Raw genomic sequence first — 22,357 nt, 5'->3', positions numbered from 1 at the left:
CTGGGAACGTCCTTCCCCCTCGGTACCGGGGGAGGGCGGGATCAGAACGAGCGGACGTAGGCCACGCCGTACACCAGCGGGTCGATGTTGGCGGTGCCGAGCTTGTTGCCGTTGACCTTGACCTTGGTGTCGATGTCGGCCCAGCGCAGGTCGACGCGCAGCGCGTCCTTCTTGGTCAGCGCGAAGTCCAGGCCGGCATGCGCGGCCAGGCCCCACGAGTCTTCCAGCTTGAGCCGGGTGCCGGTCAGCGCGCCCTTGCTGTCGGTGCTGAAGAACTTGGTGTAGTTCACGCCCAGGCCGACGAACGGGGTGACCTTGCTGCTGTTGGCGAAGTGGTACTGCAGCGAGACCACCGGCGGCAGCTGCTTGGTGCGGCCCACGGTGCCGACGCCGTCGATGCTGATGTCGTGCTGGAACGGCAGCGCGGCCAGCACTTCAACGCCGACGTTGTTGGCCACGAAGTACTCGAACGTCACGGTCGGGCGCACGCTGCTGTCGACCTTGGTCGGCAGCGCGCCCAGGCCCAGGGCCGAGCCGTTGAGGTCGCCGGCGTTGGACTTCGGATCGACGTTGTGGACGCCGACGCCCAGGGTCCAGTCGCCCTTGGACTGCGCCATGGCGGGGGCGGCGGACAGGGCCAGGGCGGCGGCGAGGCCGGACAGCAGCAGGGCGGGGGTCTTGCGCATGGTGCGTTTCCATTTGCTTGGTGAGGATGGCGCCAGTCTCCGCGCGGCGGCGCATGCCCGCCTTGATCCGGATCAAACCCGTGTCCGCGCTCATGGCGCGTTCACGATGCGTGCTGCCGCGCACCGGTGCCGCCGGCGGTGCGGGCGCGGGCCGCCGCGGCCAGCGGGCGGGGCCCGGCTGCTACAATGAGCCCCCTTTCCACCCCCGCCGCAGCGGTCTGCGGCCGCAGGAGTTCGTGAACATGGCAATCAAGGTCGGCATCAACGGTTTCGGTCGCATCGGGCGCAACGTGCTGCGCTCGGCAGTGTTGAACTTCGGCAACGACATCGAGGTCGTGGCCATCAACGATCTGCTGGAGCCGGATTACCTGGCCTACATGCTCAAGTACGACTCCGTGCACGGCCGCTTCAAGGCCGATGTCGCCATCGAAGGCGGCCACCTGCTGGTCAACGGCAAGAAGATCCGCCTGACCCAGGAGCGCGACCCGGCCAACCTGAAGTGGGACGAGGCGGGCGTGGACGTGGTGATCGAATCCACCGGCCTGTTCCTGACTAAGGAAGCCGCGCAGAAGCACATCGATGCCGGCGCGAAGAAGGTGATCATGTCGGCGCCGTCCAAGGACGACACGCCGATGTTCGTGTTCGGCGTCAACGACAAGACCTATGCCGGCCAGGCGATCATCTCCAACGCCTCGTGCACCACCAACTGCCTGGCGCCGCTGGCCAAGGTCATCAACGACAAGTGGGGCATCAAGCGCGGCCTGATGACCACCGTGCACGCCGCCACCGCCACCCAGAAGACCGTCGACGGCCCGTCCAACAAGGACTGGCGCGGCGGCCGCGGCATCCTCGAGAACATCATTCCCTCGTCCACCGGCGCGGCCAAGGCCGTGGGCGTGGTGATCCCGGAACTCAACAAGAAGCTCACCGGCATGAGCTTCCGCGTGCCGACCTCGGACGTGTCGGTGGTCGACCTGACCGTCGAGCTGGAGAAGCCGGCCACCTACGCCGAGATCTGCGCCGAAGTGAAGGCCCAGAGCGAGGGCCCGCTGAAGGGCGTGCTGGGCTACACCGAGGACAAGGTCGTGGCCACCGATTTCCGCGGCGAGACCCACACCTCGGTGTTCGACGCCGAAGCCGGCATCGCGCTGGACTCCACCTTCGTCAAGCTGGTCAGCTGGTACGACAACGAGTGGGGCTACTCCAACAAGTGCCTGGAGATGGTGCGCGTGGTCGCGGCCTGATCCGCACCGCGGGGGTATGAAGGAAGGGCGCCGCGGGCGCCCTTCTTTTTGCCTGCGGCGGCACGGATGCGGCAGGGCGCAGGGCGCCGCCGTGGCGGTTGTGCGGCTTGCGTTTCGACGGGGCGTGGATGAAGGTGGTGCGGCACCTTCCGGTGACAGGGACGGCGAATGGACGACGAGATCGTGTTGTTGGGGTTGCTGCTGCTGGCGGTGGTGCTGGCGGTGCCGGTGCTGCTGGTCATGGCGCTGGTATCGGTGGCCTCGCTGAAGCGGCGCGTGGCCGCGCTCGAGGACGCGCTGGCGCGCGGGCAGGTCGGCGAAGCCGGCCGCGCCGCCGATCCGGGCGACGCGCGGCATGGGCTGCCGCAGGCGTGGGAGCTCCCGCCCGCGCCGGTCGAACCGGTGCCGGAACCGGTGATGGATGCGCCGCAGCCCCCACCGCCCATGGTTACGCCACCGTTGCCGCCGCTGCGTGAACCCGTCGCGCCGCGGCAGGTCCGCAGCGCGCCCGGTCCAGCGCCCGTGCCGGAAGCGACGGCAGCGCCCGGGCCGAACCTCATCGAGCGCGGCGTCGCGCGCATCAAACAGTGGTTCACCCGCGGCAACGTGCCGGTCAAGGTCGGCATGCTGGTGCTGCTGGCCGGCGTGGCGGCGCTGCTCAAGTACGGCAGCGACGCCGGCTGGTTCAGTTTCCCGCCCGCGTTGCGCCTGGCCAGCATCAGCCTGGTGGCATTGGCCGGGCTGGTGTTCGCCTGGCGCAAGCGCACCAGCCACCGCGCGTTCGCGCTGGCCCTGCAGGGCGGCGCGATAGGCGTGCTGCTGCTGGTGGTGTTCGCCGCGTTCAAGAACCACGGCCTGATCGACGCGCTGCCGGCGTTCGCGATCAGCGTGGTGCTGATCGCCGGGCTGTGCGTGATGGCGGTGCTGCAGGAATCGCGCACGCTGGCCATCCTCGGCGTGCTGGCCGGGTTCATGGCGCCGATCTGGCTGTCCGACGGCAGCGGCAACCATGTCGGCCTGTTCTCGTACTACGCGCTGCTCAATGCCGGCATCTTCGCCATCGCCTGGGTGCGGCCGTGGCGCATCCTCAACCTGCTCGGCTTCGCTTTCACCTGGGGCATCGGCACGCTCTGGGGCGTGCTGGACTACACGCCGGCCAAGTTCGCCAGCACCGAGCCGTTCCTGGTGCTGTTCTTCGCGTTCTACCTGCTGCTGCCGCTGCTGTATGCGCGCCGGGCGGCGACGCCGGGCGGCGCGCGCATCGACGGCTGCCTGCTGTTCGGCACGCCGCTGGTGGCCTTCTCGCTGCAGGCCGGCCTGTTGCAGGGCGAGCGCATGCCGCTGGCCCTGTGCGCGCTCGGCGTGGCGGCGGTCTATGCACTGCTGGCGCGTGCGTCGTGGCATCGCGAGCGGCTGCAACTGCTGGCGCAGGGCCATGCCATCCTGGCGGTGGGTTTCGCCACGCTGGCGGTACCGCTGGCGTTGTCGGCCAAGGCCACCGCCTCGGTGTTCGCGCTGGAAGGCGCCGGCCTGCTCTGGCTGGGCCTGATGCAGCAGCGCCGGCTGGCGCGCTGGACCGGCATCGGCCTGCAGCTGGCGGCGGCGTTCGCGCTGGCGGTGGGCATCGACGGCGCCCACGGCGTGCGCGACGCCGCGGCATCGGCGGTCGCCAACGCCGCCTTCATGGGCGCGCTGCTGATCGCATTGGCCGCCTTCGCCAGCGCCTGGCTGTTGCGTGACGCCGGCAACCGGCTGTTGGCGGCGATCGCCTATGCCTGGGGCCTGGTCTGGTGGATGGGCAACATCGGGACCGAGGTCGCGCGCTTCGTCGAGCCGCGCAGCGTGCTGCATGGCCTGTTGCTGCTGCTGGGCATCAGCGGCTGGCTGGCGGCCGAGGTGCACCGGCGCCGCCCCGCGCTGTCACTGTCGCTGACCACGCTCGGCTGCCTGGTACTGGCGTTCCCGTTGGCGTTCCTGCAGCTCGGCGCGTATGGCCAGCCGTTCGCCGGCCATGGCGCCTGGGCCTGGCCGCTGTTCGCCGCGCTGGGCCTGCGCAGCCTGCTGTGCCTGCGCGCGGCGGGCGACGCCATCGCCGGTGCGGCGCAGTTTGCCTGGTGGCTGCTGTGGCCGACGGTGCTGTCGCTGTTGTCCTGGCACCTGGGTACGCGTTTCGAACTGGCCGGCGGCTGGGTCGGCATGCTGTTGGCGCTGCCGTGGCTGCTGCTGGCGGCGCTGTCGATCCGCCGCTGGCACTGGCTGGCGCAGCCGCTGGGTACCGCGTTCGACCGCTACCGCACGCCGCTGCAGGCGGCGATCTTCGCGGTGCTGGGCCTGTGGTGGCTGGTGTCGCTGGGCAGTGCCGGCGCGTCGGCGCCGTTGCCATGGATCGCGCTGTTCAATCCGCTGGACCTGGCGCAGTGGGCGGTGCTGGTGCTGGCGGCGATGTTGTTGTGGTCCGAGCCGGCGGGGCCGCGCGCGGCCGGACTGCGCCGCGGCCTGCTGCCACTGGCGGGGCTGCTGCTGGTCAGCGTCATCACCCTGCGCGGGGTGCATCACTGGGGCGGCGTCGACTGGAACGGGCGCCTGATCGGTACCAGCCTGGCGCAGACCAGCCTGACCGTGGCCTGGAGCCTGCTGGGCGTGATCGGCTGGGTCAGCGGCTCGCGCCGCGGGCAATGGGGCGTGTGGCTGGCCGGCGCGATCCTGATGGGCGTGGTGCTGGCCAAGCTGCTGTTGATCGACCGCGGCAACCTGGGCGATCTGCTCGGCATCGGCGCCTTCATTGCCTACGGACTGCTGTGCACGCTGGTCGGCTGGCTGGCGCCGGCACCGCCGCGTGGTCGCGGCAACGAACCGCAACCAGAGGAAGCATCCGCATGATCAGGCGTTTGTGGTGGATGGCGCTGCTGCCGCTGGCGGCGCAGGCGGCCGACGATTTCGCCCTGCAGTGGCCGCTGCAGCCGGCCCAGGCCGATGCCGGCGCCTATCGGGTTACGTTGGATGCGGGCGTCTACCGCGCCGCTTACTGGCGCGATCTGCGCGACGTGCAGGTGCTCGACGCCGACGGCAAGCCGATGGCCAGCGCCCTGCAGGCCGCGGCCATCCCGATCGCCGCGCCGGCGCGGCAGGTGCAGCTGGACTGGTTCGCCATGCCCGCCGCCACGGCCACCACGGCGGGCGGCGACCTGAGCGTGGTGGTGCAGCGCGACGCCGGCGGCAACGTGGTGTCGGTGCGCAGCGCGACGGGCGCTGCCGGCGTGTCCGCCGGCGATCCGTCGTGGCTGGTGGACCTGGGCCGGCGGGCAGGGCAGGTGCAGGCGCTGCGCGTGGAATGGGACGACCAGCCACAGCCGCTGGACCTGGGCTATCGGCTGGAAGGCAGCGATGACCTGCGCCGCTGGCAGGTGCTCGACCCGGAAGTGCGGCTGGTACGGCTGCGCAACCAGGGCCGGCAGCTGGACAGCGACCGCGTGGCGCTGTCCACGTCGCTGCGCTACCTGCGGCTGGTACCACTGCAGCGCGAAGGCGCGCCGCCGCTGCGCGCGCTGCGCGGCGAGCTGGCCGGCGACGCGGCGGCGGACGACTGGCAGTGGCTCGAACTGGCCGCCTCGACGCCCGACAACGCCGCGCCGGCCCGTTTCCGTTACCGGCTGCAGGGCCGCTTCCCGGTGCAGCGGGTGGACGTGGCGATGCCGCCCAACACCGCGGTGGCCTGGACCGTGTCCAGCCGCGACGACGACCGCAAGGCGGACGCCGCGGAGCCGGCCTGGCAGGTGCGCGCCACCGGCTGGAACACGTGGACGCTGCAGGAAGGCGGGCGCAGGCAGGCGTCGGCGCCGCTGGAACTCGGCCAGGAAAGCGCCGACCGCGAATGGCAGCTGCAGGCCGAACCGGCCGTGGCCGGCACGCCGGCGCCGGTCCTGAAACTGGGCTATCGGCCGGGCAGCGTGGTGTTCCTCGCCCAGGGCCGGGCGCCGTACCGGCTGGTGGCCGGCAATGCACGCGCGACCGCCCGCGAAAGCCACCTGGAACCGATGCTGGCCGCGCTGCGCGCGCGCAACGGCGCGCAGTGGCAGCCGGCGGCGGCCGCCCTCGGGGAGCCGAGCGTACGCGCGGGCGACGCGGCCTACGTGCCGGCGGCACCGGCGCGCGACTGGAAGAGCCTCCTGCTGTGGGCGGTGCTGGTGGCCGGCGCGCTGGCCGTGGCCGGCTTCGCGCTCAGCCTGCTGCGCGGCCAGCGTCCGGCGGGCGACTGACGCCGTTGCATGGCGGTGGCGCCGGTGGCGGCGATGGGAGTGGCTGGGCGCAGCCGGCCCGCGCGCGGCCGCGGGCAGGCCGGTGCGCCCCGTTGCGCAGGCCGCTGCGCGGCTACGGCGGGTCGATGAAATCGCGGCGCAGCAGCCCGTACAGCGCGCTGTCGGCGAGCTCGCCGTTCACGTCCCAGCGTTCGCGCAGCACGCCTTCACGGACGAAGCCGAGCCTTTCGACCAGCCGGCACGAGGCCTGGTTGCGCGGGTCGATGTCCGCTTCGATCCGGCGCAGTCCCAGGCCGTCGAACAGGTGGCGCAGGATCAGGCGCAGCGCCTCGCTGGCCAGCCCGCGCCCCTGCCAGTCCGGGTGCAGGCTGTAGCCGATCTCCGCGCGGCCCTGCCCACGCTGCATCGCGAACACCGCGCTGGTGCCGATCAGCCGGTCGTCGTGCGCGTCGGCGATCGCCCAGACCAGCATCTCCTGCTCGCGGCGCTGGCGCTGGATGTCGGCCACCTTGCGTTCGGCCTGGGCCAGCTCGGTCCACGCCGGGTAGCTCCAGTAGCGCATCACCCGCCGGTCGCTGTGGATGGCGAACAGCGCGGGCGCATCGTCCGCGCGCACTTCGCGCAGGCGCAGCCGGGGGCTGCACAGCTCGGGTTGTGGCACGTGGGGCGGCATGCGGTGCACCTCGGGTTTGCCCCGCCTGCGGGGGCGGGCGAGAATTGCGGTTTCCCCACAGTCTTCCGGAGCCGACCCCGCCATGTCCATCGTCCGCATGACCGACCTCGACCTCGCCGGCAAGCGCGTGCTGATCCGCCAGGATCTGAACGTGCCGATCGACGAGAACGGCAGGATCACGTCCGAACAGCGCATCACCGCCTCGTTGCCGACGCTGAAGCGGGCACTGGCCCAGGGCGCGGCGGTGATGGTCACCTCGCACCTGGGGCGGCCGAAGGAAGGCACGTGGAGCCAGGCCGATTCGCTGGCGCCGGTGGCCGCGCGCCTGTCCGAACTGCTGGGCGTGGACGTGCCGCTGGTCAGGGACTGGGTGGACGGCGTGGAGGTGGCCCCGGGCAGCCTCGTGCTGCTGGAGAACTGCCGCATGAACGTGGGCGAGGGCAAGGACGATGAAGCCCTGTCGAAGAAGTACGCCGCGCTGTGCGACGTGTTCGTGATGGACGCGTTCGGCACCGCGCACCGCGCGCAGGCCTCGACCCATGGCGTGATCCGCTTCGCCCCGGTCGCCGCCGGCGGGCCGCTGCTCATGGCCGAGCTGGATGCGCTGGACAAGGCCCTGGCCAACCCGGCGCGGCCGCTGCTGGCGATCGTCGCCGGCTCCAAGGTCTCGACCAAGCTCGAACTGCTCTCCAGCCTGGTCGGCAAGGTGGACCAGCTGATCGTCGGCGGTGGCATCGCCAATACCTTCATCGCCGCCGAAGGCCACGGCGTGGGCAAGTCGCTGGTGGAGAACGACCTGCTGGAAACGGCGCGCGGCATCGACGCCGCGGCCAAGGCGCGCGGCGCCGAGATCCCGCTGCCGGTCGACGTGGTGGTGGCGCCGGCCTTTGCCGCCGACGCGCCGGCAACGGTCAAGGCGGTCGATGCGGTGGGCGCCGACGACATGATCCTGGATATCGGCCCGCAGACCGCCGCGCACTACGCCGCGCTGATCGCCAGGGCCGGCACGGTGGTATGGAACGGCCCGGTCGGCGTGTTCGAGTTCGATGCCTTCGGCAAGGGCACCGAAGCGCTGGCCCGCGCCATCGCCGCATCCGACGCGTTCTCCATCGCCGGCGGTGGCGACACCCTGGCCGCGGTGGACAAGTACGGCATCGCCGACAAGGTCAGCTACATCTCCACCGGCGGCGGCGCGTTCCTGGAATTCCTCGAGGGCAAGACCCTGCCGGCCGTGGCCGCGCTGGAGGCCCGCGGGGCGTGAGCCGCGATGTGCTGTTCTTCGATCTCGACGGCACGCTGATCGATTCGGCCGTCGGCATCACCCGCTGCGTGGCCTACGCGCTGGAGCGGATGCAGCAGCCGGTACCGCCGCCGGCCGAGCTGCGCCGCTGGATCGGCCCGGCGCTGCGCACCAGCTTCGCCCCGCTGTTCGGCGACGCGCAGCGGGTCGAACAGGCGGTGGCGCTGTACCGCGAACGCTTCGAACTGCACGGCTGGCAGGAGCATGACGTCTACGCCGGCATCGGCGGGGTGGTGCAGGGGCTGCATGCCGCCGGCCATCGGCTGGCGGTGGTCACCGCCAAGAACGAGCCGCACGCGCGGCGGATCGTCGAGCACCTGCCGTTCGGTGGCTGCTTCGAGGAGGTGATCGGCGCCACCGCCGACGGCGCGCGCAGCCACAAGCCGGAACTGATCGGCGAAGCGCTGCGGCGGCTGTCGCTGGCGCCGGCGCGGTGCTGGATGATCGGCGACCGGCGCATGGATATCGAAGGCGCGCGCCACCATGGCATGCGCAACATCGGCGTGCTGTGGGGCTTCGGTGGCCGCGAGGAACTGACCGCGGCCGGTGCCGGTTCACTGGCCGGCACGCCGGCCGAACTGGAGCAGCTGCTGTCGCGCTGATGCGATGGCGGCGATGCAGGCCGCGCGGCGTGCGTTGAACCCGCGCGCGCCGCGCACGCGTTGCGCTGGGCGCGGTCCACGGGCTGCGCGTCGCAGGTGCCGGTGGTTGCCGGCGCGTTGTCCTGGCTGGCCACCAGGCTGTCCCTTGCTGACAGTCCGCGACCGATCCATGTCCGCTTGTGCATGGGCGGGCGGACAGCGCCGGGCAACGCGCGGGCGATGTCCGGACATGCTGTCCGCCCTGTCTGCGGGACAGCGTTGAAAGTGTCTTCTGAAATCGTATGCGACATCGTTGTCATGCACTGGATATGCTAATTTCGGCGGCCTTTCAGGGAGTTTTCGCACCATGATCGAACGCCAGCGCCGCACCAAGATCCTCGCCACCCTCGGACCGGCCACCGATGCGCCGGGCGTGCTCGACGATCTGTTCCGCGCCGGTGTCAACGTGGTCCGCCTGAACTTCTCGCATGGCGATCCGTCCGGCCAGGCCAAGCGTGCCGCCGAAGTGCGCGCCGCCGCCAACCGGGTCGGCGTGGAAGTCGGCATCCTCGCCGACCTGCCGGGCCCGAAGATCCGCATCGAGCGCTTCGCCGAGGGCAGGGTGCAGCTCAAGGTGGGCGACCGCTTCGACCTCATCGCCAGGGCCGACGCGGCGCCCGGCGACGCCACCCAGGTCGGCGTGAGCTACCTCGGCCTGCCGCAGGACGTGGGCCCCGGCGACGTGCTGCTGCTGGACGACGGCCTGATGCAGCTGCAGGTGGTGGAAGTGCAGGGCGAGCGCATCGTCACCAGCGTGCTCAACGACGGCGTGCTGTCCGACCGCAAGGGCCTGAACAAGCAGGGCGGCGGCCTGTCGCTGGGTGCGCTCACCGAGCGCGACAAGGAACTGATCGGCATCGTGGCGAAGATCGGCGTGGACTTCATCGCTGTCTCGTTCTGCCGCAACGCGCAGGACATGAACGACGCCCGCGCGATCGCCCGCCAGCACGGCTGCGACGCGGCGCTGGTGTCCAAGATCGAACGTACCGAGGCGATCGAGAACCTGGAGGAGATCGTCGAGGCCAGCGACGTGGTGATGGTCGCCCGCGGCGACCTGGGCGTGGAGATCGGCGATGCCGAACTGCCCGGCCTGCAGAAGAAGATCATCAAGGCCGCGCTGGCGCAGAACAAGGTGGTGATCACCGCGACGCAGATGCTGCAGTCCATGGTCGAAAGCCCGATCCCGACCCGTGCCGAAGTGCTGGACGTGGCCAACTCGGTCATCGACGGCACCGACGCGGTGATGCTGTCGGCCGAGACCGCGGCCGGCGCCTACCCGGTCAAGGCGGTCGAGGCGATGGCGCGCATCTGCCTGGGCGCCGAGCGCCAGTTCCAGACCGAGACCGATTTCAATGCCTCGCCGCGCAACCTGGAGCGCGCCGACCAGGCCATCGCCATGGCCACCATGTTCCTGTCCCAGCACGTGGGCGTGCGCGCGATCGTGGCGATGACCGAGTCCGGCGGCACCGCGCGCTACCTGTCGCGGTTCCGGGCCAAGGCACCGATCTATGCGGTCACCCGGCATGACGGTGCGCGCCGGCAGATGGCGCTGATGCGCGATGTGTTCCCGATCAATTTCGACAGCCGCGGCTTTACCCCGCGCGAGGCGGCGCGCGGCAGCATCCGCCTGCTGGTCGAGGCCGGCCTGCTGCAGGCCGGCGACCGCGTGGTGTTCACCAGCGGCGAGCACATGGAAACCCATGGCGCCACCAATACCCTGCGCCTGCTCGAAGTGGGCAGCGACGGCCGCGCCAGCGGGCTGGGCGAGCTCTGACGGATCTGCGTGCACGGGCCACCGCGATGGCCCGTGCATGACTGCAGTGGACAGGATTTGTCCTGGCGGACGGATTGAAACCGGTTCCAGCGCGTCCTCACGGCCGGGCAACGACGGCCGCGGGCTATAATCCGGGTTTTCCCGCACCCCGTCACAGGAACTTCATGAGCATCGAACTGCTGGCTGAAACCGCCCAGGCCATGGTCGCCCCGGGCAAGGGCATCATCGCCATCGACGAATCCACCGGCACGATCGCCAAGCGCTTCGCCAGCGTCGGCATCGAGAACACCGAAGAGAACCGCCGTGCCTACCGCGAGCTGCTGCTGACCACGCCGAAGCTCAACGAACATATTTCCGGCGCGATCCTGTACGACGAAACCATCCGCCAGAGCACCCGCGACGGCGTGCCGTTCGCCAAGTACATGGCCGACCACGGCATGATCCCGGGCATCAAGGTCGACAAGGGCGCGCACCCGCTGGCCGGCTGCCCGGGCGAGCTGGTCACCGAAGGCCTGGACGGCCTGCGCGAGCGCCTGCAGGAGTACTACAAGCTCGGCGCCCGCTTCGCCAAGTGGCGCGCGGTCATCAACATCGGCGAGAGTATCCCGTCGGGCACCTGCATCGAGTCCAACGCGCACGCGCTGGCCCGCTATGCCGCGCTGTGCCAGGAATGCGGCCTGGTGCCGATGGTCGAGCCGGAAGTGATCATGGACGGCGACCACGACATCGAGACCTGCTACGAAGTCACCGAAGCCACCCTGCGCTCGCTGTTCGACGCGCTGTACCAGCAGAACGTGCTGCTGGAAGGCACCATCCTGAAGGCTTCGATGGTCATCTCCGGCAAGGACTGCGACGAGCAGGCCGACGTCGAGGAAGTGGCCGAAGCCACCGTGATGTGCCTGAAGAGCACCGTGCCGGCGATCCTGCCGGGCGTGGTGTTCCTGTCCGGCGGCCAGAGCGACGAACAGTCGACCGCGCACCTGAACGCGATGAACCAGCTCGACAAGCTGCCGTGGCCGCTGAGCTTCTCCTACGGCCGCGCCATGCAGCAGGCCGCGCTGAAGCTGTGGGCCCAGGACATGCAGGGCAACTACGCCGCCGCGCAGAAGACCGTTTACGAGCGCGCCCGCGAGAACGGCCTGGCCGCGCTGGGCAAGTGGGAAGGCTGATCGCCGCCTGACGCTGATGGACGTGGAAACGCCGGCCCTGCGCCGGCGTTTTCCTTTGCGCGCAGGTCCAGGGCCAGACATGACCGATTCGGCGGTGTGCCGATGGCGCAGCTTCTGCGGCCATGCGCCAGCGGCGCACCCGCCCACGTCTCCGCGGGGCGCCGTAGCGCCAGGCAACGCCCAGCGGGCCTTCGCAGGGAAGGCTCCATGCGGGGCAAGCCCCGCATCTACCACACGCGGTTGCAAGGTTCCGCAACGTTGGGGATCGCCCGCGGTGGCGTTGCCGGAAAGGTCCGGCGGGGCGTTGCCTCGCTCTCCAGGAAATGCACTGCAGCGGCGGGCGATGGCATGGGAACGATCCCGCGGCCGGTCAGCGCGCGAACGACGGCAGCGGATCGTCCATCGACGGGAACGCCGGCCCTGCCTGCGCCGCGACCGCCAGCGCCTGCTGGTAGGCCTTGAAGGTGGCGGTGTTGTAGGCCACCAGCACGATGCGCACCGGCCGCGCGTGGCTCTTCTGCCAGGTCACGGTTTCGGTGACGGCGATGGCCGCGGCCTGGTGCATGGGGTAGCCGTAGACGCCGCAGCTGATTGCCGGGAAGGCGATCGATTCCAGCCGCATCTGTTCGGCCAGCCTGAGCGACTGCCAGTAGCAGTTGGCCAGCAGCGCGGCTTCGTCGCGCTGGCCGCCCTGCCAGACCGGGCCGACGGCGTGGAACACATGGCGCGCCGGCAGCGCATGGGCGCCGGTGGCGCGGACTTCGCCGGGCGGGCAGCGCACGCCCGGGCGCAGCTCCGGCAGGCGCGTGCATTCGGCCAGCAGGCCCGGCCCGGCCGCGCGGTGGATCGCGCCGTCGACACCGCCGCCGCCGAGCAGGCTCTCGTTGGCCGCGTTGACGATGGCGTCCACGTCCAGGGTGGTGATGTCGCCGTGCCAGATGTCGATGTTCATGCCCGCGATCTTCCCTTTCCATGTATGAGCAAAACGTGACGGGTGCACGGCTTGCGCCGGCCCGCGGCAAAGTCTGAGGAAAGCCCGTCTCCACGGCTGCGACGCGGCGCCCGCAAGCAGCAAGGCCGCCCGGGGGCGGCCTTGTGCGGGGGGCGGGAGGCGGGGCGCCGGGCTTACGGCAGGCCGGCCAGCCAGTCGTCGTCGCTGCCTTCGTTGATGTCGGCGAACAGCGGGGTGGAGAAGTAGCGCTCGCCGGTGTCGGGCAGCATGGCCAGGATCACCGAGCCGGCCGGTGCCGTGGCGGCCACTTCCAGCGCGGTGGCGGCGGTGGCGCCGGCCGAGATGCCGACGAAAATGCCTTCCTCGGCGGCCAGCCGGCGCGAGGTCTCGATCGCGCGCTCGTCCTGCACCGCATACAGCGCGTCGTGGACGTTGCGGTTGAGCACCGCCGGCAGGAAATCCGGGGTCCAGCCCTGGATCTTGTGCGGCTTCCACTCGTCGCCCTTGAGCAGCGCGGCGCCGGCCGGCTCGGTGGCGATGATGCGGGTGTCCGGGCGCGCCAGCTTCAACACCTCGCCGACGCCGGTGAGGGTGCCGCCGGTGCCCCAGCCGCTCACGAAGTAGTCCAGGCGCCGGCCGGCGAAGTCGCGCAGGATCTCGGCCGCGGTGGTGTTGCGGTGATAGGCCGGGTTGGCCGGGTTGGCGAACTGGCTGGCCAGGAACCAGCCGTGTTTGGCGGCCAGTTCCTTCGCCTTCTCCACCATGCCGGTGCCGCGCGCCGCGGCCGGGGTCAGGATCACCTTGGCGCCGTAGGCGCGCATCGCCTTGCGGCGTTCCACCGAGAACGTCTCGGTCATCACCGCGACGAACTTGTAGCCGCGCGCGGCAGCGACCATGGCCAGGGCGACGCCGGTGTTGCCCGAGGTGGCCTCGACGATGGTGTCGCCGGGCTTGAGCACGCCGCGCTTCTCGGCGTCGAGCACGATCGCCAGTGCCAGGCGGTCCTTGACCGAGCCGCCGGGGTTGAACGACTCGACCTTGACGTAGACGTCCACCCCGGCCGGCGCCAGGCGGTTGAGCTTGACCACCGGGGTGTTGCCGACGGTGTCGAGGATGCTGTTGTAGATGGCCATGGGGATCTCCTGGAAGGGAATCAGGCGGCGTCGGCCAGTGTCGGCGACGCCGCCTTTGCTGAAGGTGAGGGTGCGTGCGGAGTGGCCGGCAATGGCGCCTGGCCGAACCAGTGCAGTTCGTCCGCCAGCGCGGCCACCTCGCCGACGACCAGCAGTGCCGGCGACTGCACCGCATGCGTGGCGGCGGCGTCGGCCAGGTGCCGCAGGTGCCCGCTGACCACGCGCTGGCCGGGGCGCGAGCCGTTTTCCACCAGCGCGAACGGTGTGGCGGCGGGCAGCCCGGCGTCGAGCAGCTGCGCCTGGATCCGCGCCAGCGCGGCCACGCCCATGTAGAACACCAGGGTCTGCCGTGGCGCGGCCAGCGCATGCCAGTCGAGCGTGTCCAGCGATTCGCGGCAATGCGCGGTGACCAGCCGCAGCTGCTGGGCGTGGTCGCGGTGGGTGAGCGGAATGCCGGCGTGCGCGGCGCAGGCCAGCGCGGCGGTGATGCCCGGTACCACCTCGTAGGCGATGCCGTGCGCGCGCAGGAACTGCAGTTCCTCGCCGCCGCGGCCGAACACGAACGCGTCGCCGCCCTTGAGCCGGACCACGCGGCGGCCGGCGCGGGCGTGTTCCAGCATCAGCGCATGGATGTGCTCCTGGCGGGTGCTGTGGCCGCGCGCGGACTTGCCGACTTCGATGCGGTCGGCGTCGCGGCGGGCCAGCTGCAGCACGTCGGCGCTGACCAGCCGGTCGTGCAGGATCACGTCGGCCTGGTTGAGCGCGCGCAGCGCGGCCAGGGTGAGCAGGCCGGGGTCGCCGGAACCGGCGCCGACCAGCACCACCGAGCCGGCCGTTGCCGGCGGTTCGTCGGCCATGGCCTGGCGCAGCGCGGATTCGGCGTCGGCGGGGCGCTGGCGGCGCAGCAGCTCCAGCACCGGGCCATCGAGCAGGCGGTCGAAGAACCGGCGGCGCGCGGCGGTGTCAGGGAAGCGTGCGCGGATCGCCGGGCGGTGGCGCCCGGCCAGTGCGGTCAGCTGGCCCCAGGCGCCATCGAACAGCTCCTCCAGCCGGCGGCGCACATGCCGCGCCACCATCGGCGCGGCGCCGCCGCTGGAAACGGCGATCTGCAGCGCGCCGCGCTCGACCACCGCCGGTACGTGGAAGCGCGACAGCTGGGCGTCGTCGACCACGTTCACGAACAACCGCTGCGCTTCGGCCGCACGCGCGACCGCCTGGTTGACCGCGGCGGTGTCGGTGGCGGCGACCACCAGCCACACGTCTTCGGCCAGCCAGCGCGTGTCGAACAGGCCGGGCAGCCAGTCGATGCGGCCGGCCTCGGCCAGCTCCCGCAGCGGCGGCGACAGGTGCGGTGCGCCGACCCGCGGCCGCGCGCCGGCGTGCAGCAGTGCCTCGACCTTGCGCCCGGCCACCGCGCCACCGCCGACCACCAGCACGGCACGGCCGTTGAGATCGGCAAACAGCGGGAACAGGGGGGCGTCCAAGGCGGGGAAGGGGCGGTCGTGGCAGGGATGCTGACCGTAGTCCCGGCCCGGGCCGCCCGGAAATGACATGCCCCGCCTTGCAGATTACTTTCGGTTATAAGTAGCCCCTGCGATCTGCCCTACAGTGGGTCGGTCCCCGCCGAGCCATCGTCCCGACCCCCGATGACCCTGACCCAACTGCGCTACCTGGTGGCAATCGCCGACGCCGAGCTGAACATCACGCTGGCGGCCACACGGGTGCACGCCACCCAGCCGGGGCTGTCCAAGCAGCTCAAACAGTTGGAGGACGAGCTGGGTTTCCTGCTGTTCGTGCGCAAGGGGCGCAGCCTGGAGTCGGTGACCCCGGCCGGCGGGGAAGTGATCGCGCGGGCGCGGCTGGTACTGGCCGAAGCCAACAACATCCGCACCTATGCCGCCAACCAGCGCCGCGAGAGCCACGGCCAGCTGGTGCTGACCACCACCCATACCCAGGCGCGCTTCGTGCTGCCGCCGGCGGTGGCGCGGATCAAGCAGGCCTACCCGCAGGTCAGCGTGCACCTGCAGCAGGCGGCCGAGAGCGATGCGCTGGACCTGCTCAGCCAGGGCGACGCCGACATCGCCATCGTCAGTACCGCCGGCGGCGAACCGAGCACCGGCATCGCGGTGCCGCTGTACCGCTGGCGGCGGCTGGTGCTGGTGCCGCGTGGGCACGCGCTGGACCGCGCCGGGCGCCAGCCGGACATGGCCGCGCTCGCGGCGCACCCGTTGATCAGCTACGAATCCTCGACCCGGCCCAGTTCCTCGCTGCGTCGCGCCTTCGCCGCGCAGGGGCTGGAACCGGACCTGGCCTTGACCGCGCTCGACGCCGACCTGATCAAGACCTACGTGCGTACCGGCCTGGGCGTGGGCCTGCTGGCGGAAATGGCGGTCAGCGCCGGCGACAGCGACCTGCGCGCCTGGCCGGCGCCGGCGGCGATCCCCGAATGCACCGCCTGGGCGGTACTGCCGCGCGACCGGGTGCTGCGCGACTACGCGCTGGAACTGGTGCACGTGCTGGCGCCGCAGATCGACAAGCGCGACCTGCGGCGCGTGCTGGACGGCAACCAGGAGGCCGACTGGCCGGTGCCACCGAGCTGGGAAGCGCTGACCCAGACCATCACCAACTGACAAGCAGGAACCAGCGCACGCGAACCAGGAACCCGGGAAGGCGGACGCAATCGCCTTTGCCCGTCCGCGCTGCTCCCGGCCGTTGTGGTGGCGGGCTCCCCGCCGCGGGTTGCCCGCTTTTTCCCCTGCGGCGATGTGTCGCACATGGGCCGCGATGACGCGGTCTTAAAATCGGGGCGTGACCCGATCCCCGCTCCTGCACCGCTGGATGTTGCTGCTCGCGCTGGCGGCCGCGCTGCTGATGGCGTTGGCACCGGTGGTGAGCCGCTGGATCCAGTCCGCGCCGGGGACGCATACGGCGATGGCGCACGCGATGGCCCCGATGGCCATGGCCCCCTCGGCGCCGGCGGTACCGCCGATGTCCGATGCACATGCAGCGCACGCCGGGCATGTCGGGCACACGGGTGCGGCCACGGCCACGGATACTGACAAACCGCGCCCGCCAGACCCGCATGCCGCGCACGGCGAGGCCTGCGACTACTGCACCATGGCGTCGCGGTTGCTGCCCTGGCTGGCGCTGCTGCTGGTGCTCGCGCCGGTGCTGTACCGCGTTGCGCCGCAGGCGCCGCGCGCCACCGTGTCCAGCGCCGGCCTGCGCTGGCCGGCGCACCCGGCGCGTGGGCCGCCGTTGTTCTCCTGACGACAGATTCCCTTTTTCCCGCTGCCTGTCGCTTCGTGCGGCACGTGGCATGTCGTACCGGAGAATTCCATGTATCCCGTTTCCCGTATGCCGGGCGCCCCGGCGTGCCTGGCCGCCTGTGTCTGCCTGGCGCTGTTTCCCCTGCTCGCGCACGCCGACGCGCCCGAGTCGATCAAGACCCTGGACACCCTGGTGGTGACCAGCGCGGCGCCGTCCTCGCCGTTGAACTGGGTCACCGATCCGCGCCTGCCGCGGCAGCCGGTGCCCGCCAGCGATGGCGCCGATTACCTCAAGACCGTCCCCGGCTTTTCCGCGATCCGCAACGGCGGCACCAATGGCGACCCGGTGCTGCGCGGCATGTCCGGTTCGCGGCTGAACATCCTCAGCAACGACGGCAGCCTGATCGGTGCCTGTCCCTCGCGCATGGACAACCCGCTGTCCTACATCGCGCCGGAAACCTACGACCGGCTGACCGTCGTCAAGGGGCCGCAGAGCGTGCGCTGGGGCGCCGGTGCCTCGGCCGGCACGGTGCGCTTCGAGCGCGACATGCCGCGTTTCGATGCGCCGGGCATGGAGCTGCAGGCCAGCGCGCTGGGCGGCTCCAACAACCGCAACGACCAGATGCTCGATGCCAGCTTCGGCAGCCGCCCGGGTTATGTGCGGGTGAATGGCAACCGCTCCGAGTCCGGCGACTACCGCGACGGCAACGGCGAGGTGGTGCCGTCGCGCTGGCGCAAATGGAACGCCGACGCCGCGATCGGCTGGACCCCCGATGCCGACACCGTGCTCGAGCTCAATGCCGGTACCGGCGATGCCCTGGCGCGCTATGCCGGCCGTGGCATGGACGGGGCGGCGTTCAAGCGCAGCAGCTACGGCCTGCGTTTCGAGCGCGGCAACCTGCCCGGCGCCTGGGACCGGCTGCAGGCCAACCTGTACTACAACGAGGCCGACCACGTGATGGACAACTACACGCTGCGCACGCCCAACCCGAACGGCAGCATGCCGATGCCGATGGCGTCGAACGTGGCGCGGCGCACCCGCGGCGGCCGCATCGCTTCGGAATGGCGCTGGCAGGACGTGGCCGTGGTCGCCGGCATCGACGCCCAGGACAGCAGTCACCGCAAGCGCAAGGGCATGGGCCGCGGCACCTTCCGGCAGATGCCGTGGACCCGCGACGCCGAACTCGGCAACACGGGCGCGTTCGCCGAACTGACCTTCGGCGAGGACACGCCGCGGCGCTGGGTCAGCGGCCTGCGCGTGGACAAGGCGCGGGCCAAGGACCTGCGCCTGACCAGCGGGATGATGGGCATGCCCAATCCGACCGCCGGGCAGACGCGCGAGGAAACGCTGGGCAGCGGCTTCCTGCGCTATGAGCGCGACCACGGCCAGGCCTGGACCTGGTATGCCGGGCTCGGCCACAGCGAGCGCATGCCCGACTACTGGGAGCTGTTCTCGGCCGACGCCGGCCCGGCCGGCAGCGCCAATGCCTTCGCCGGGGTGACGCCGGAAAAGACCACCCAGCTGGATCTCGGCCTGCAGTTCCGCGGGCGCACGCTCGATGCCTGGGTGTCGGCCTATGCCGGGCATCTGCAGGACTACATCCTGTTCACCTACCGCAGCGGCGGCATGATGGGCAGCAGCACGCGTGCGGGCAATGTCGATGCGCGCATCGCCGGTGCCGAGGCCGGGCTGGAATGGCGCCCGGTGCAGGGCCTGAAGCTGGGCAGCACGCTTGCCTATGCCTGGGGTGAGAACCGCGATGAGCGGCGGCCGCTGCCGCAGATCCCGCCGCTGGAAGGCCGTTTCAACGCCTCCTGGGAGCGTGGCCAATGGTCCACCGGCGCGCTGTTGCGGGTGGTGGCCGGGCAGGACCGGGTGGCGCAGGACGAAGGCAACGTGGTGGCGCGCGATCTCGGGCCGAGCGCCGGTTTCGCCACGCTCTCGCTCAATGCCGCGTACCGCATCAGCGACGGCCTTCGCGCCAGTGCCGGCGTGGACAATGTGTTCGACCGCGCCTATGCCGAACACCTGAACCTGGCCGGCAGCGCCGACTTCGGCTTCCCCGCCGACCCGGTGCGGATCAACGAACCCGGGCGCACGCTCTGGCTGAAGCTGGATTACCGCTACTGACGCGGCGGGTCCCGCTGCCGGGCCACCGGCGGCGGGACGCCTGTGTCATGCTTGCGCACCCAGGGACGAAGCAGGAACCGCAGATGACGCACCGGGCCGTGGCCTATGTCAGCACCGCCGTGGCCGGGCTGACGCCGGCCGATCTCGACCGCCTGCTGATCGACGCGCGCGCACACAACCGCATGGAAGGCGTCACCGGCGTGCTGCTGCACGACGGCCACCGCTTCTTCCAGTATTTCGAAGGGCCGCCGGCCGGGGTGGAGAAGATCTATGCGCGCATCCGCGATTCGCGCATGCACGTCGGGCTGCAAGAGCTGCAGGATGGCCCGGTCGAACAGCTGTATTTCGCGCAGTGGCACATGGGCTGCAGCCGCACCGACGGCAGCGCGCTGCGCGAGCTGAGCAGCCGCCAGTGGCGGCAGGAAGCGCGGTACCTGGGCGAGGACCTGGCGCATGCCGGCGACACGCCGGGGCTGCGTGGACTGCTGGCGTTCTGGGAGCAGCAGCAGGAAGCCGTGGCCAGCTGATCGCGCCGCGCATGCTGCGCTGGTCTCGCCCGGGAAGCTGCTGCCGGGCAAGCCCGGCACTGCGGGGTGCGACGAATCGTCCATGGTGGGCGGCGCCTGCCGCGCAGGCGCCCGCCGCGCAAACGCGGCACGCTGGCCGCCCTAGATGTCCTCGTGCAGGCCGCACTCGCGCTTGAGGCCGAAGAAGCGGGTGTCCTCCTCGCGCATGCCCGGTTCCCAGCGGCGGGTGGTGTGGTAATCGCCGATGGACACATAGCCCTGTTCCCACAGCGGGTGGTAGGGCAGGTCATGTTGCTTGAGGTACTGCCACACGTCGCGGTCGCTCCAGTCGGCGATCGGGTTGACCTTCCAGCGCGCGTCGCGGCGCTGCAGCACCGGCGTGGCGGCGCGGCCGCTCGACTGGCTGCGGCGCAGCCCGGTGAACCAGGTGCCGGCCTGCAGCTCGTCCAGCGCGCGCTTCATCGGCTCGACCTTGCGCAGGTTGTTGTACTGCTCGATGCCGACCAGGCCCTGTTCCCACAGGCGGCCGTGGCGGGCCTCCATCCAGGCGCGGCTGACCAGCGGCCGGTACACCTTCAGGTTCAGGCCCAGGCGCTCGCTGAGGGTGTCGGCGAAGCGGTAGGTTTCCGGGAACAGGTAGCCGGTGTCGATCAGGATCACCGGGATGTCCGGCCGCTCGCGGCTGAGCAGGTGCAGGGTCACCGCCGACTGCGCGCCGAAGCTGGAGGACAGCACGTGGGTGCCGGGCAGGTGCTGCAGCGCCCAGCGCACACGCGCGGTCGCGTCCATCGCCTCGAGCCGCGCGTCGAGCGCGGCGGTTTCCTCGGGGGACGCGGTGTTGCCGGTGTGGCGGGAAGACAGGGGCAGAGCGCTCATGCGTGCAGTTCCACGGCAATCTGGCGGTGGGTCGGGTAGGGCGGCAGTTCGATCAGCCCGCGGCGGTGCAGGAAGTCGCCGAAGCGTTCGTCCGCGTCGCGTTCGGCGGCATAGCGCGCCAGCAGCGGCTCCAGCGCCTGCAGGATCTGCGCCTCGGTGACGTTGTCGCGGTACAGCGTGTTCAGGCGCTGGCCGCGGTGGTCGCCGCCAAGGAACAGGTTGTAGCGGCCCGGCGCCCTGCCGACCAGGGCGATTTCGGCCAGGTACGGGCGCGAGCAGCCGTTGGGGCAGCCGGAGATGCGCAGCAGGATCGGCACCTCGCGCAGGCCGTGCCGGGCCAGCAGCGGTTCCAGCGCGGCGAGGAAGCCGGGCAGGTAGCGTTCGGCCTCGGCCATCGCCAGCGCGCAGGTCGGCAGCGCCACGCACGCCACCGCGCCACGCGCGGTGGCGGTGGGCGCGTTGTTCTCCAGGTCCAGCGCATGCTGCGCGACCAGTGCGTCGATGCGCGCGCGCTGTGCCGCGGGCACGCCGGCGATGATCAGGTTCTGGTTGGCGGTCAGGCGGAACTCGCCGTGATGCACCCGCGCGATCTCGCGCATGCCGGTCAGCAGTGGCCGCCCCGGGGTGTCGGCGATGCGCCCGCTGGGCAGGGACAGGGTGAGGTGCCACAGGTCGTCCGCACCCTCGACCCAGCCGAAGCGGTCGCCGTTGTGCTCGAAGCGGAACGGCCGCGCCGGCTGCAGCACCACCCCGGCGCGTTCCTGCATCAGCGCCACGATGGCGTCGGTGCCGTGGTCGTCGATGGTGTACTTGAAGCGCGCGTGCTTGCGTTCCTCGCGGTCGCCCAGGTCGCGCTGCACGGTGATGGCGGCCTCGGCGATGGCGAACACCTGTTCCGGGGTCACGAAGCCGATCACGTTGCCCAGCCGCGGGTAATGCGCGGCGATGCCATGGCTGGCGCCCATGCCGCCGCCGATGGCGACATTGAAGCCGGCCAGGTTGCCGGCGTCGTCGACGATGGCGACCAGCCCGAGGTCGTTGGCGAACACATCGACGTCGTTGTACGGCGGCACCGCCACGGCGATCTTGAACTTGCGCGGCAGGTAGGTGTCGCCATACAGCGGTTCGTGCTCGACCCCGCTTTCGGCGACCTTTTCCTCGTCCAGCCAGATCTCATAGTAGGCGCGGGTAGCCGGCAGGAAGCGCAGCGACAGCTGCTGCGCCCACGCGTGCACCTGTGCATGCAGGCCCGACAGCAGCGGGCTGCTGGCGCCCAGCACGTTGCGGTTGACGTCGCCGCAGGCCGAGACGGTGTCCAGCGCCGCGGCGTTGATCGCCTGCATCGTCGCCTTCAACTCGCGCTTGATCACGCCGTGGAACTGGAAGGTCTGGCGCGTGGTGACCCGCAGCGAGTGGTTGGCCCAGGTGGTGGCGATGCGGTCGAGCCCGAGCCACTGCTGCGGGGTGAACACGCCGCCCGGCGCGCGGATGCGGATCATGAACTGGTGCGCGGGCTCAAGCTTCTGCCGCCGGCGCTCGTCGCGCAGGTCGCGGTCGTCCTGCTGGTAGCTGCCATGGAACTTGATGGTGCGCTGGTCCTCGAAGCCCAGCGAACCGGTGGTGGCATCGTCCAGGCCCTGGTGGATGGTGCCGCGCAGGCGCCGGCTTTCGCGCTTGATGGTTTCGACGGATGGGTGGCTCATGGTGTGTCCAATGGCGGTGTGGG

18 protein-coding genes are annotated in these 22,357 nt (G+C 71.0%); 11 read left to right on the top strand and 7 right to left on the bottom strand.

Annotation, left to right across the window (positions count from 1 at the left end; all coding sequences use genetic code 11):
• Positions 1-41: 41 nt before the first annotated feature.
• Positions 42-686 (bottom strand): OmpW family outer membrane protein, encoded by a 645-nt coding sequence (locus tag MKP15_RS07240; RefSeq protein ID WP_240212248.1) that lies wholly within the window; start codon positions 684-686, stop codon positions 42-44.
• A 242-nt stretch (positions 687-928) separates the two neighbouring features.
• Here MKP15_RS07240 and gap point away from each other — a divergent pair, with 242 nt between their 5' ends.
• The 3 genes from gap to MKP15_RS07225 all read left to right on the top strand — a co-directional run bounded on the left by gap (position 929) and on the right by MKP15_RS07225 (position 6,186).
• On the top strand, positions 929-1,930 hold the full coding sequence (gene gap, locus MKP15_RS07235; protein ID WP_104940251.1) for a type I glyceraldehyde-3-phosphate dehydrogenase: 1,002 nt from the start codon (positions 929-931) through the stop codon (positions 1,928-1,930).
• A 168-nt stretch (positions 1,931-2,098) separates the two neighbouring features.
• A complete protein-coding gene (locus tag MKP15_RS07230; RefSeq protein WP_240212247.1) occupies positions 2,099-4,810 on the top strand; it encodes a DUF2339 domain-containing protein in 2,712 nt (903 codons plus the stop codon).
• Entirely contained in the window at positions 4,807-6,186 is a 1,380-nt protein-coding gene (locus tag MKP15_RS07225; protein ID WP_240212246.1) for a DUF3999 domain-containing protein, read from the top strand. Before MKP15_RS07230 ends, MKP15_RS07225 begins: the two co-directional genes overlap by 4 nt.
• A 112-nt stretch (positions 6,187-6,298) precedes the next feature.
• Here MKP15_RS07225 and MKP15_RS07220 read toward each other — a convergent pair whose 3' ends face one another.
• Entirely contained in the window at positions 6,299-6,859 is a 561-nt protein-coding gene (locus tag MKP15_RS07220) for a GNAT family protein (RefSeq protein WP_240212245.1), read from the bottom strand.
• 82 nt (positions 6,860-6,941) lie between these two features.
• On the opposite strand from MKP15_RS07220, the gene MKP15_RS07215 reads away from it, so the two are divergent.
• From MKP15_RS07215 to MKP15_RS07200, 4 genes are all read left to right on the top strand, one after another.
• On the top strand, positions 6,942-8,120 hold the full coding sequence (locus MKP15_RS07215) for a phosphoglycerate kinase (RefSeq protein WP_233996216.1): 1,179 nt from the start codon (positions 6,942-6,944) through the stop codon (positions 8,118-8,120).
• Positions 8,117-8,761, top strand: coding sequence for an HAD hydrolase-like protein (locus MKP15_RS07210; RefSeq protein WP_240212244.1), 645 nt, complete (start codon positions 8,117-8,119; stop codon positions 8,759-8,761). The genes MKP15_RS07215 and MKP15_RS07210 overlap by 4 nt, the downstream gene beginning before the upstream one ends.
• A gap of 346 nt (positions 8,762-9,107) precedes the next feature.
• The gene (gene pyk, locus MKP15_RS07205; protein ID WP_104939444.1) at positions 9,108-10,574 is read left to right on the top strand and encodes a pyruvate kinase; all 1,467 of its coding nucleotides are present in this window, start codon (positions 9,108-9,110) and stop codon (positions 10,572-10,574) included.
• A gap of 164 nt (positions 10,575-10,738) precedes the next feature.
• Complete coding sequence (locus MKP15_RS07200; protein ID WP_104939443.1) at positions 10,739-11,743, top strand: class I fructose-bisphosphate aldolase; 1,005 nt, start codon at positions 10,739-10,741, stop codon at positions 11,741-11,743.
• Positions 11,744-12,113: 370 nt separating this feature from the next.
• On the opposite strand, the gene MKP15_RS07195 is transcribed toward MKP15_RS07200, so the two are convergent.
• The 3 genes from MKP15_RS07195 to cysG form a co-directional block, all read right to left on the bottom strand.
• Positions 12,114-12,695: an O-acetyl-ADP-ribose deacetylase gene (locus tag MKP15_RS07195; RefSeq protein ID WP_240212243.1), complete on the bottom strand. Its 582-nt coding sequence runs from the start codon at positions 12,693-12,695 to the stop codon at positions 12,114-12,116.
• A gap of 173 nt (positions 12,696-12,868) precedes the next feature.
• A complete protein-coding gene (gene cysK, locus MKP15_RS07190; protein ID WP_104939441.1) occupies positions 12,869-13,828 on the bottom strand; it encodes a cysteine synthase A in 960 nt (319 codons plus the stop codon).
• A gap of 20 nt (positions 13,829-13,848) precedes the next feature.
• Complete coding sequence (cysG, locus tag MKP15_RS07185; protein ID WP_240212242.1) at positions 13,849-15,312, bottom strand: siroheme synthase CysG; 1,464 nt, start codon at positions 15,310-15,312, stop codon at positions 13,849-13,851.
• A 162-nt stretch (positions 15,313-15,474) separates the two neighbouring features.
• Here cysG and MKP15_RS07180 point away from each other — a divergent pair, with 162 nt between their 5' ends.
• The 4 genes from MKP15_RS07180 (at position 15,475) to MKP15_RS07165 (ending at position 19,755) form a co-directional block, all read left to right on the top strand.
• Complete coding sequence (locus tag MKP15_RS07180; protein ID WP_161615023.1) at positions 15,475-16,458, top strand: LysR family transcriptional regulator; 984 nt, start codon at positions 15,475-15,477, stop codon at positions 16,456-16,458.
• Positions 16,459-16,666: 208 nt separating this feature from the next.
• Positions 16,667-17,098 (top strand): DUF2946 family protein, encoded by a 432-nt coding sequence (locus MKP15_RS07175; RefSeq protein ID WP_343236711.1) that lies wholly within the window; start codon positions 16,667-16,669, stop codon positions 17,096-17,098.
• Between the two features lie 69 nt (positions 17,099-17,167).
• On the top strand, positions 17,168-19,228 hold the full coding sequence (locus MKP15_RS07170) for a TonB-dependent copper receptor (protein WP_240212241.1): 2,061 nt from the start codon (positions 17,168-17,170) through the stop codon (positions 19,226-19,228).
• An 83-nt stretch (positions 19,229-19,311) separates the two neighbouring features.
• Entirely contained in the window at positions 19,312-19,755 is a 444-nt protein-coding gene (locus tag MKP15_RS07165; RefSeq protein WP_240212240.1) for a BLUF domain-containing protein, read from the top strand.
• Between the two features lie 141 nt (positions 19,756-19,896).
• On the opposite strand, the gene MKP15_RS07160 is transcribed toward MKP15_RS07165, so the two are convergent.
• Positions 19,897-20,631 carry a phosphoadenylyl-sulfate reductase gene (locus tag MKP15_RS07160; protein ID WP_240212239.1) on the bottom strand — a complete coding sequence of 245 codons (735 nt, stop codon included), beginning with the start codon at positions 20,629-20,631 and terminating at the stop codon, positions 19,897-19,899.
• Positions 20,628-22,334 (bottom strand): assimilatory sulfite reductase (NADPH) hemoprotein subunit, encoded by a 1,707-nt coding sequence (gene cysI, locus MKP15_RS07155; protein WP_240212238.1) that lies wholly within the window; start codon positions 22,332-22,334, stop codon positions 20,628-20,630. The genes MKP15_RS07160 and cysI overlap by 4 nt, the downstream gene beginning before the upstream one ends.
• Positions 22,335-22,357: the final 23 nt, after the last annotated feature.

The sequence above is a fragment of the Stenotrophomonas sp. Y6 genome, assembly GCF_022436665.1.
In the GTDB taxonomy this organism is placed as follows: domain Bacteria; phylum Pseudomonadota; class Gammaproteobacteria; order Xanthomonadales; family Xanthomonadaceae; genus Stenotrophomonas; species Stenotrophomonas acidaminiphila_A.
Note: the sequence above shows the minus strand (reverse complement) of the source record. Positions and strands in the feature narration are given on the sequence as shown.

Bases quoted from the DNA above. Each gene is read 5' to 3' on its own strand.
- MKP15_RS07240 (WP_240212248.1), bottom strand. From the start codon at position 686: ATGCGCAAGACCCCCGCCCTGCTGCTGTCCGGCCTCGCCGCCGCCCTG.
- gap (WP_104940251.1), top strand. From the start codon at position 929: ATGGCAATCAAGGTCGGCATCAACGGTTTCGGTCGCATCGGGCGCAAC.
- MKP15_RS07230 (WP_240212247.1), top strand. From the start codon at position 2,099: ATGGACGACGAGATCGTGTTGTTGGGGTTGCTGCTGCTGGCGGTGGTG.
- MKP15_RS07225 (WP_240212246.1), top strand. From the start codon at position 4,807: ATGATCAGGCGTTTGTGGTGGATGGCGCTGCTGCCGCTGGCGGCGCAG.
- MKP15_RS07220 (WP_240212245.1), bottom strand. From the start codon at position 6,859: ATGCCGCCCCACGTGCCACAACCCGAGCTGTGCAGCCCCCGGCTGCGC.
- MKP15_RS07215 (WP_233996216.1), top strand. From the start codon at position 6,942: ATGTCCATCGTCCGCATGACCGACCTCGACCTCGCCGGCAAGCGCGTG.
- pyk (WP_104939444.1), top strand. From the start codon at position 9,108: ATGATCGAACGCCAGCGCCGCACCAAGATCCTCGCCACCCTCGGACCG.
- MKP15_RS07200 (WP_104939443.1), top strand. From the start codon at position 10,739: ATGAGCATCGAACTGCTGGCTGAAACCGCCCAGGCCATGGTCGCCCCG.
- MKP15_RS07195 (WP_240212243.1), bottom strand. From the start codon at position 12,695: ATGAACATCGACATCTGGCACGGCGACATCACCACCCTGGACGTGGAC.
- cysK (WP_104939441.1), bottom strand. From the start codon at position 13,828: ATGGCCATCTACAACAGCATCCTCGACACCGTCGGCAACACCCCGGTG.
- MKP15_RS07180 (WP_161615023.1), top strand. From the start codon at position 15,475: ATGACCCTGACCCAACTGCGCTACCTGGTGGCAATCGCCGACGCCGAG.
- MKP15_RS07175 (WP_343236711.1), top strand. From the start codon at position 16,667: ATGTTGCTGCTCGCGCTGGCGGCCGCGCTGCTGATGGCGTTGGCACCG.
- MKP15_RS07170 (WP_240212241.1), top strand. From the start codon at position 17,168: ATGTATCCCGTTTCCCGTATGCCGGGCGCCCCGGCGTGCCTGGCCGCC.
- MKP15_RS07165 (WP_240212240.1), top strand. From the start codon at position 19,312: ATGACGCACCGGGCCGTGGCCTATGTCAGCACCGCCGTGGCCGGGCTG.
- MKP15_RS07160 (WP_240212239.1), bottom strand. From the start codon at position 20,631: ATGAGCGCTCTGCCCCTGTCTTCCCGCCACACCGGCAACACCGCGTCC.
- cysI (WP_240212238.1), bottom strand. From the start codon at position 22,334: ATGAGCCACCCATCCGTCGAAACCATCAAGCGCGAAAGCCGGCGCCTG.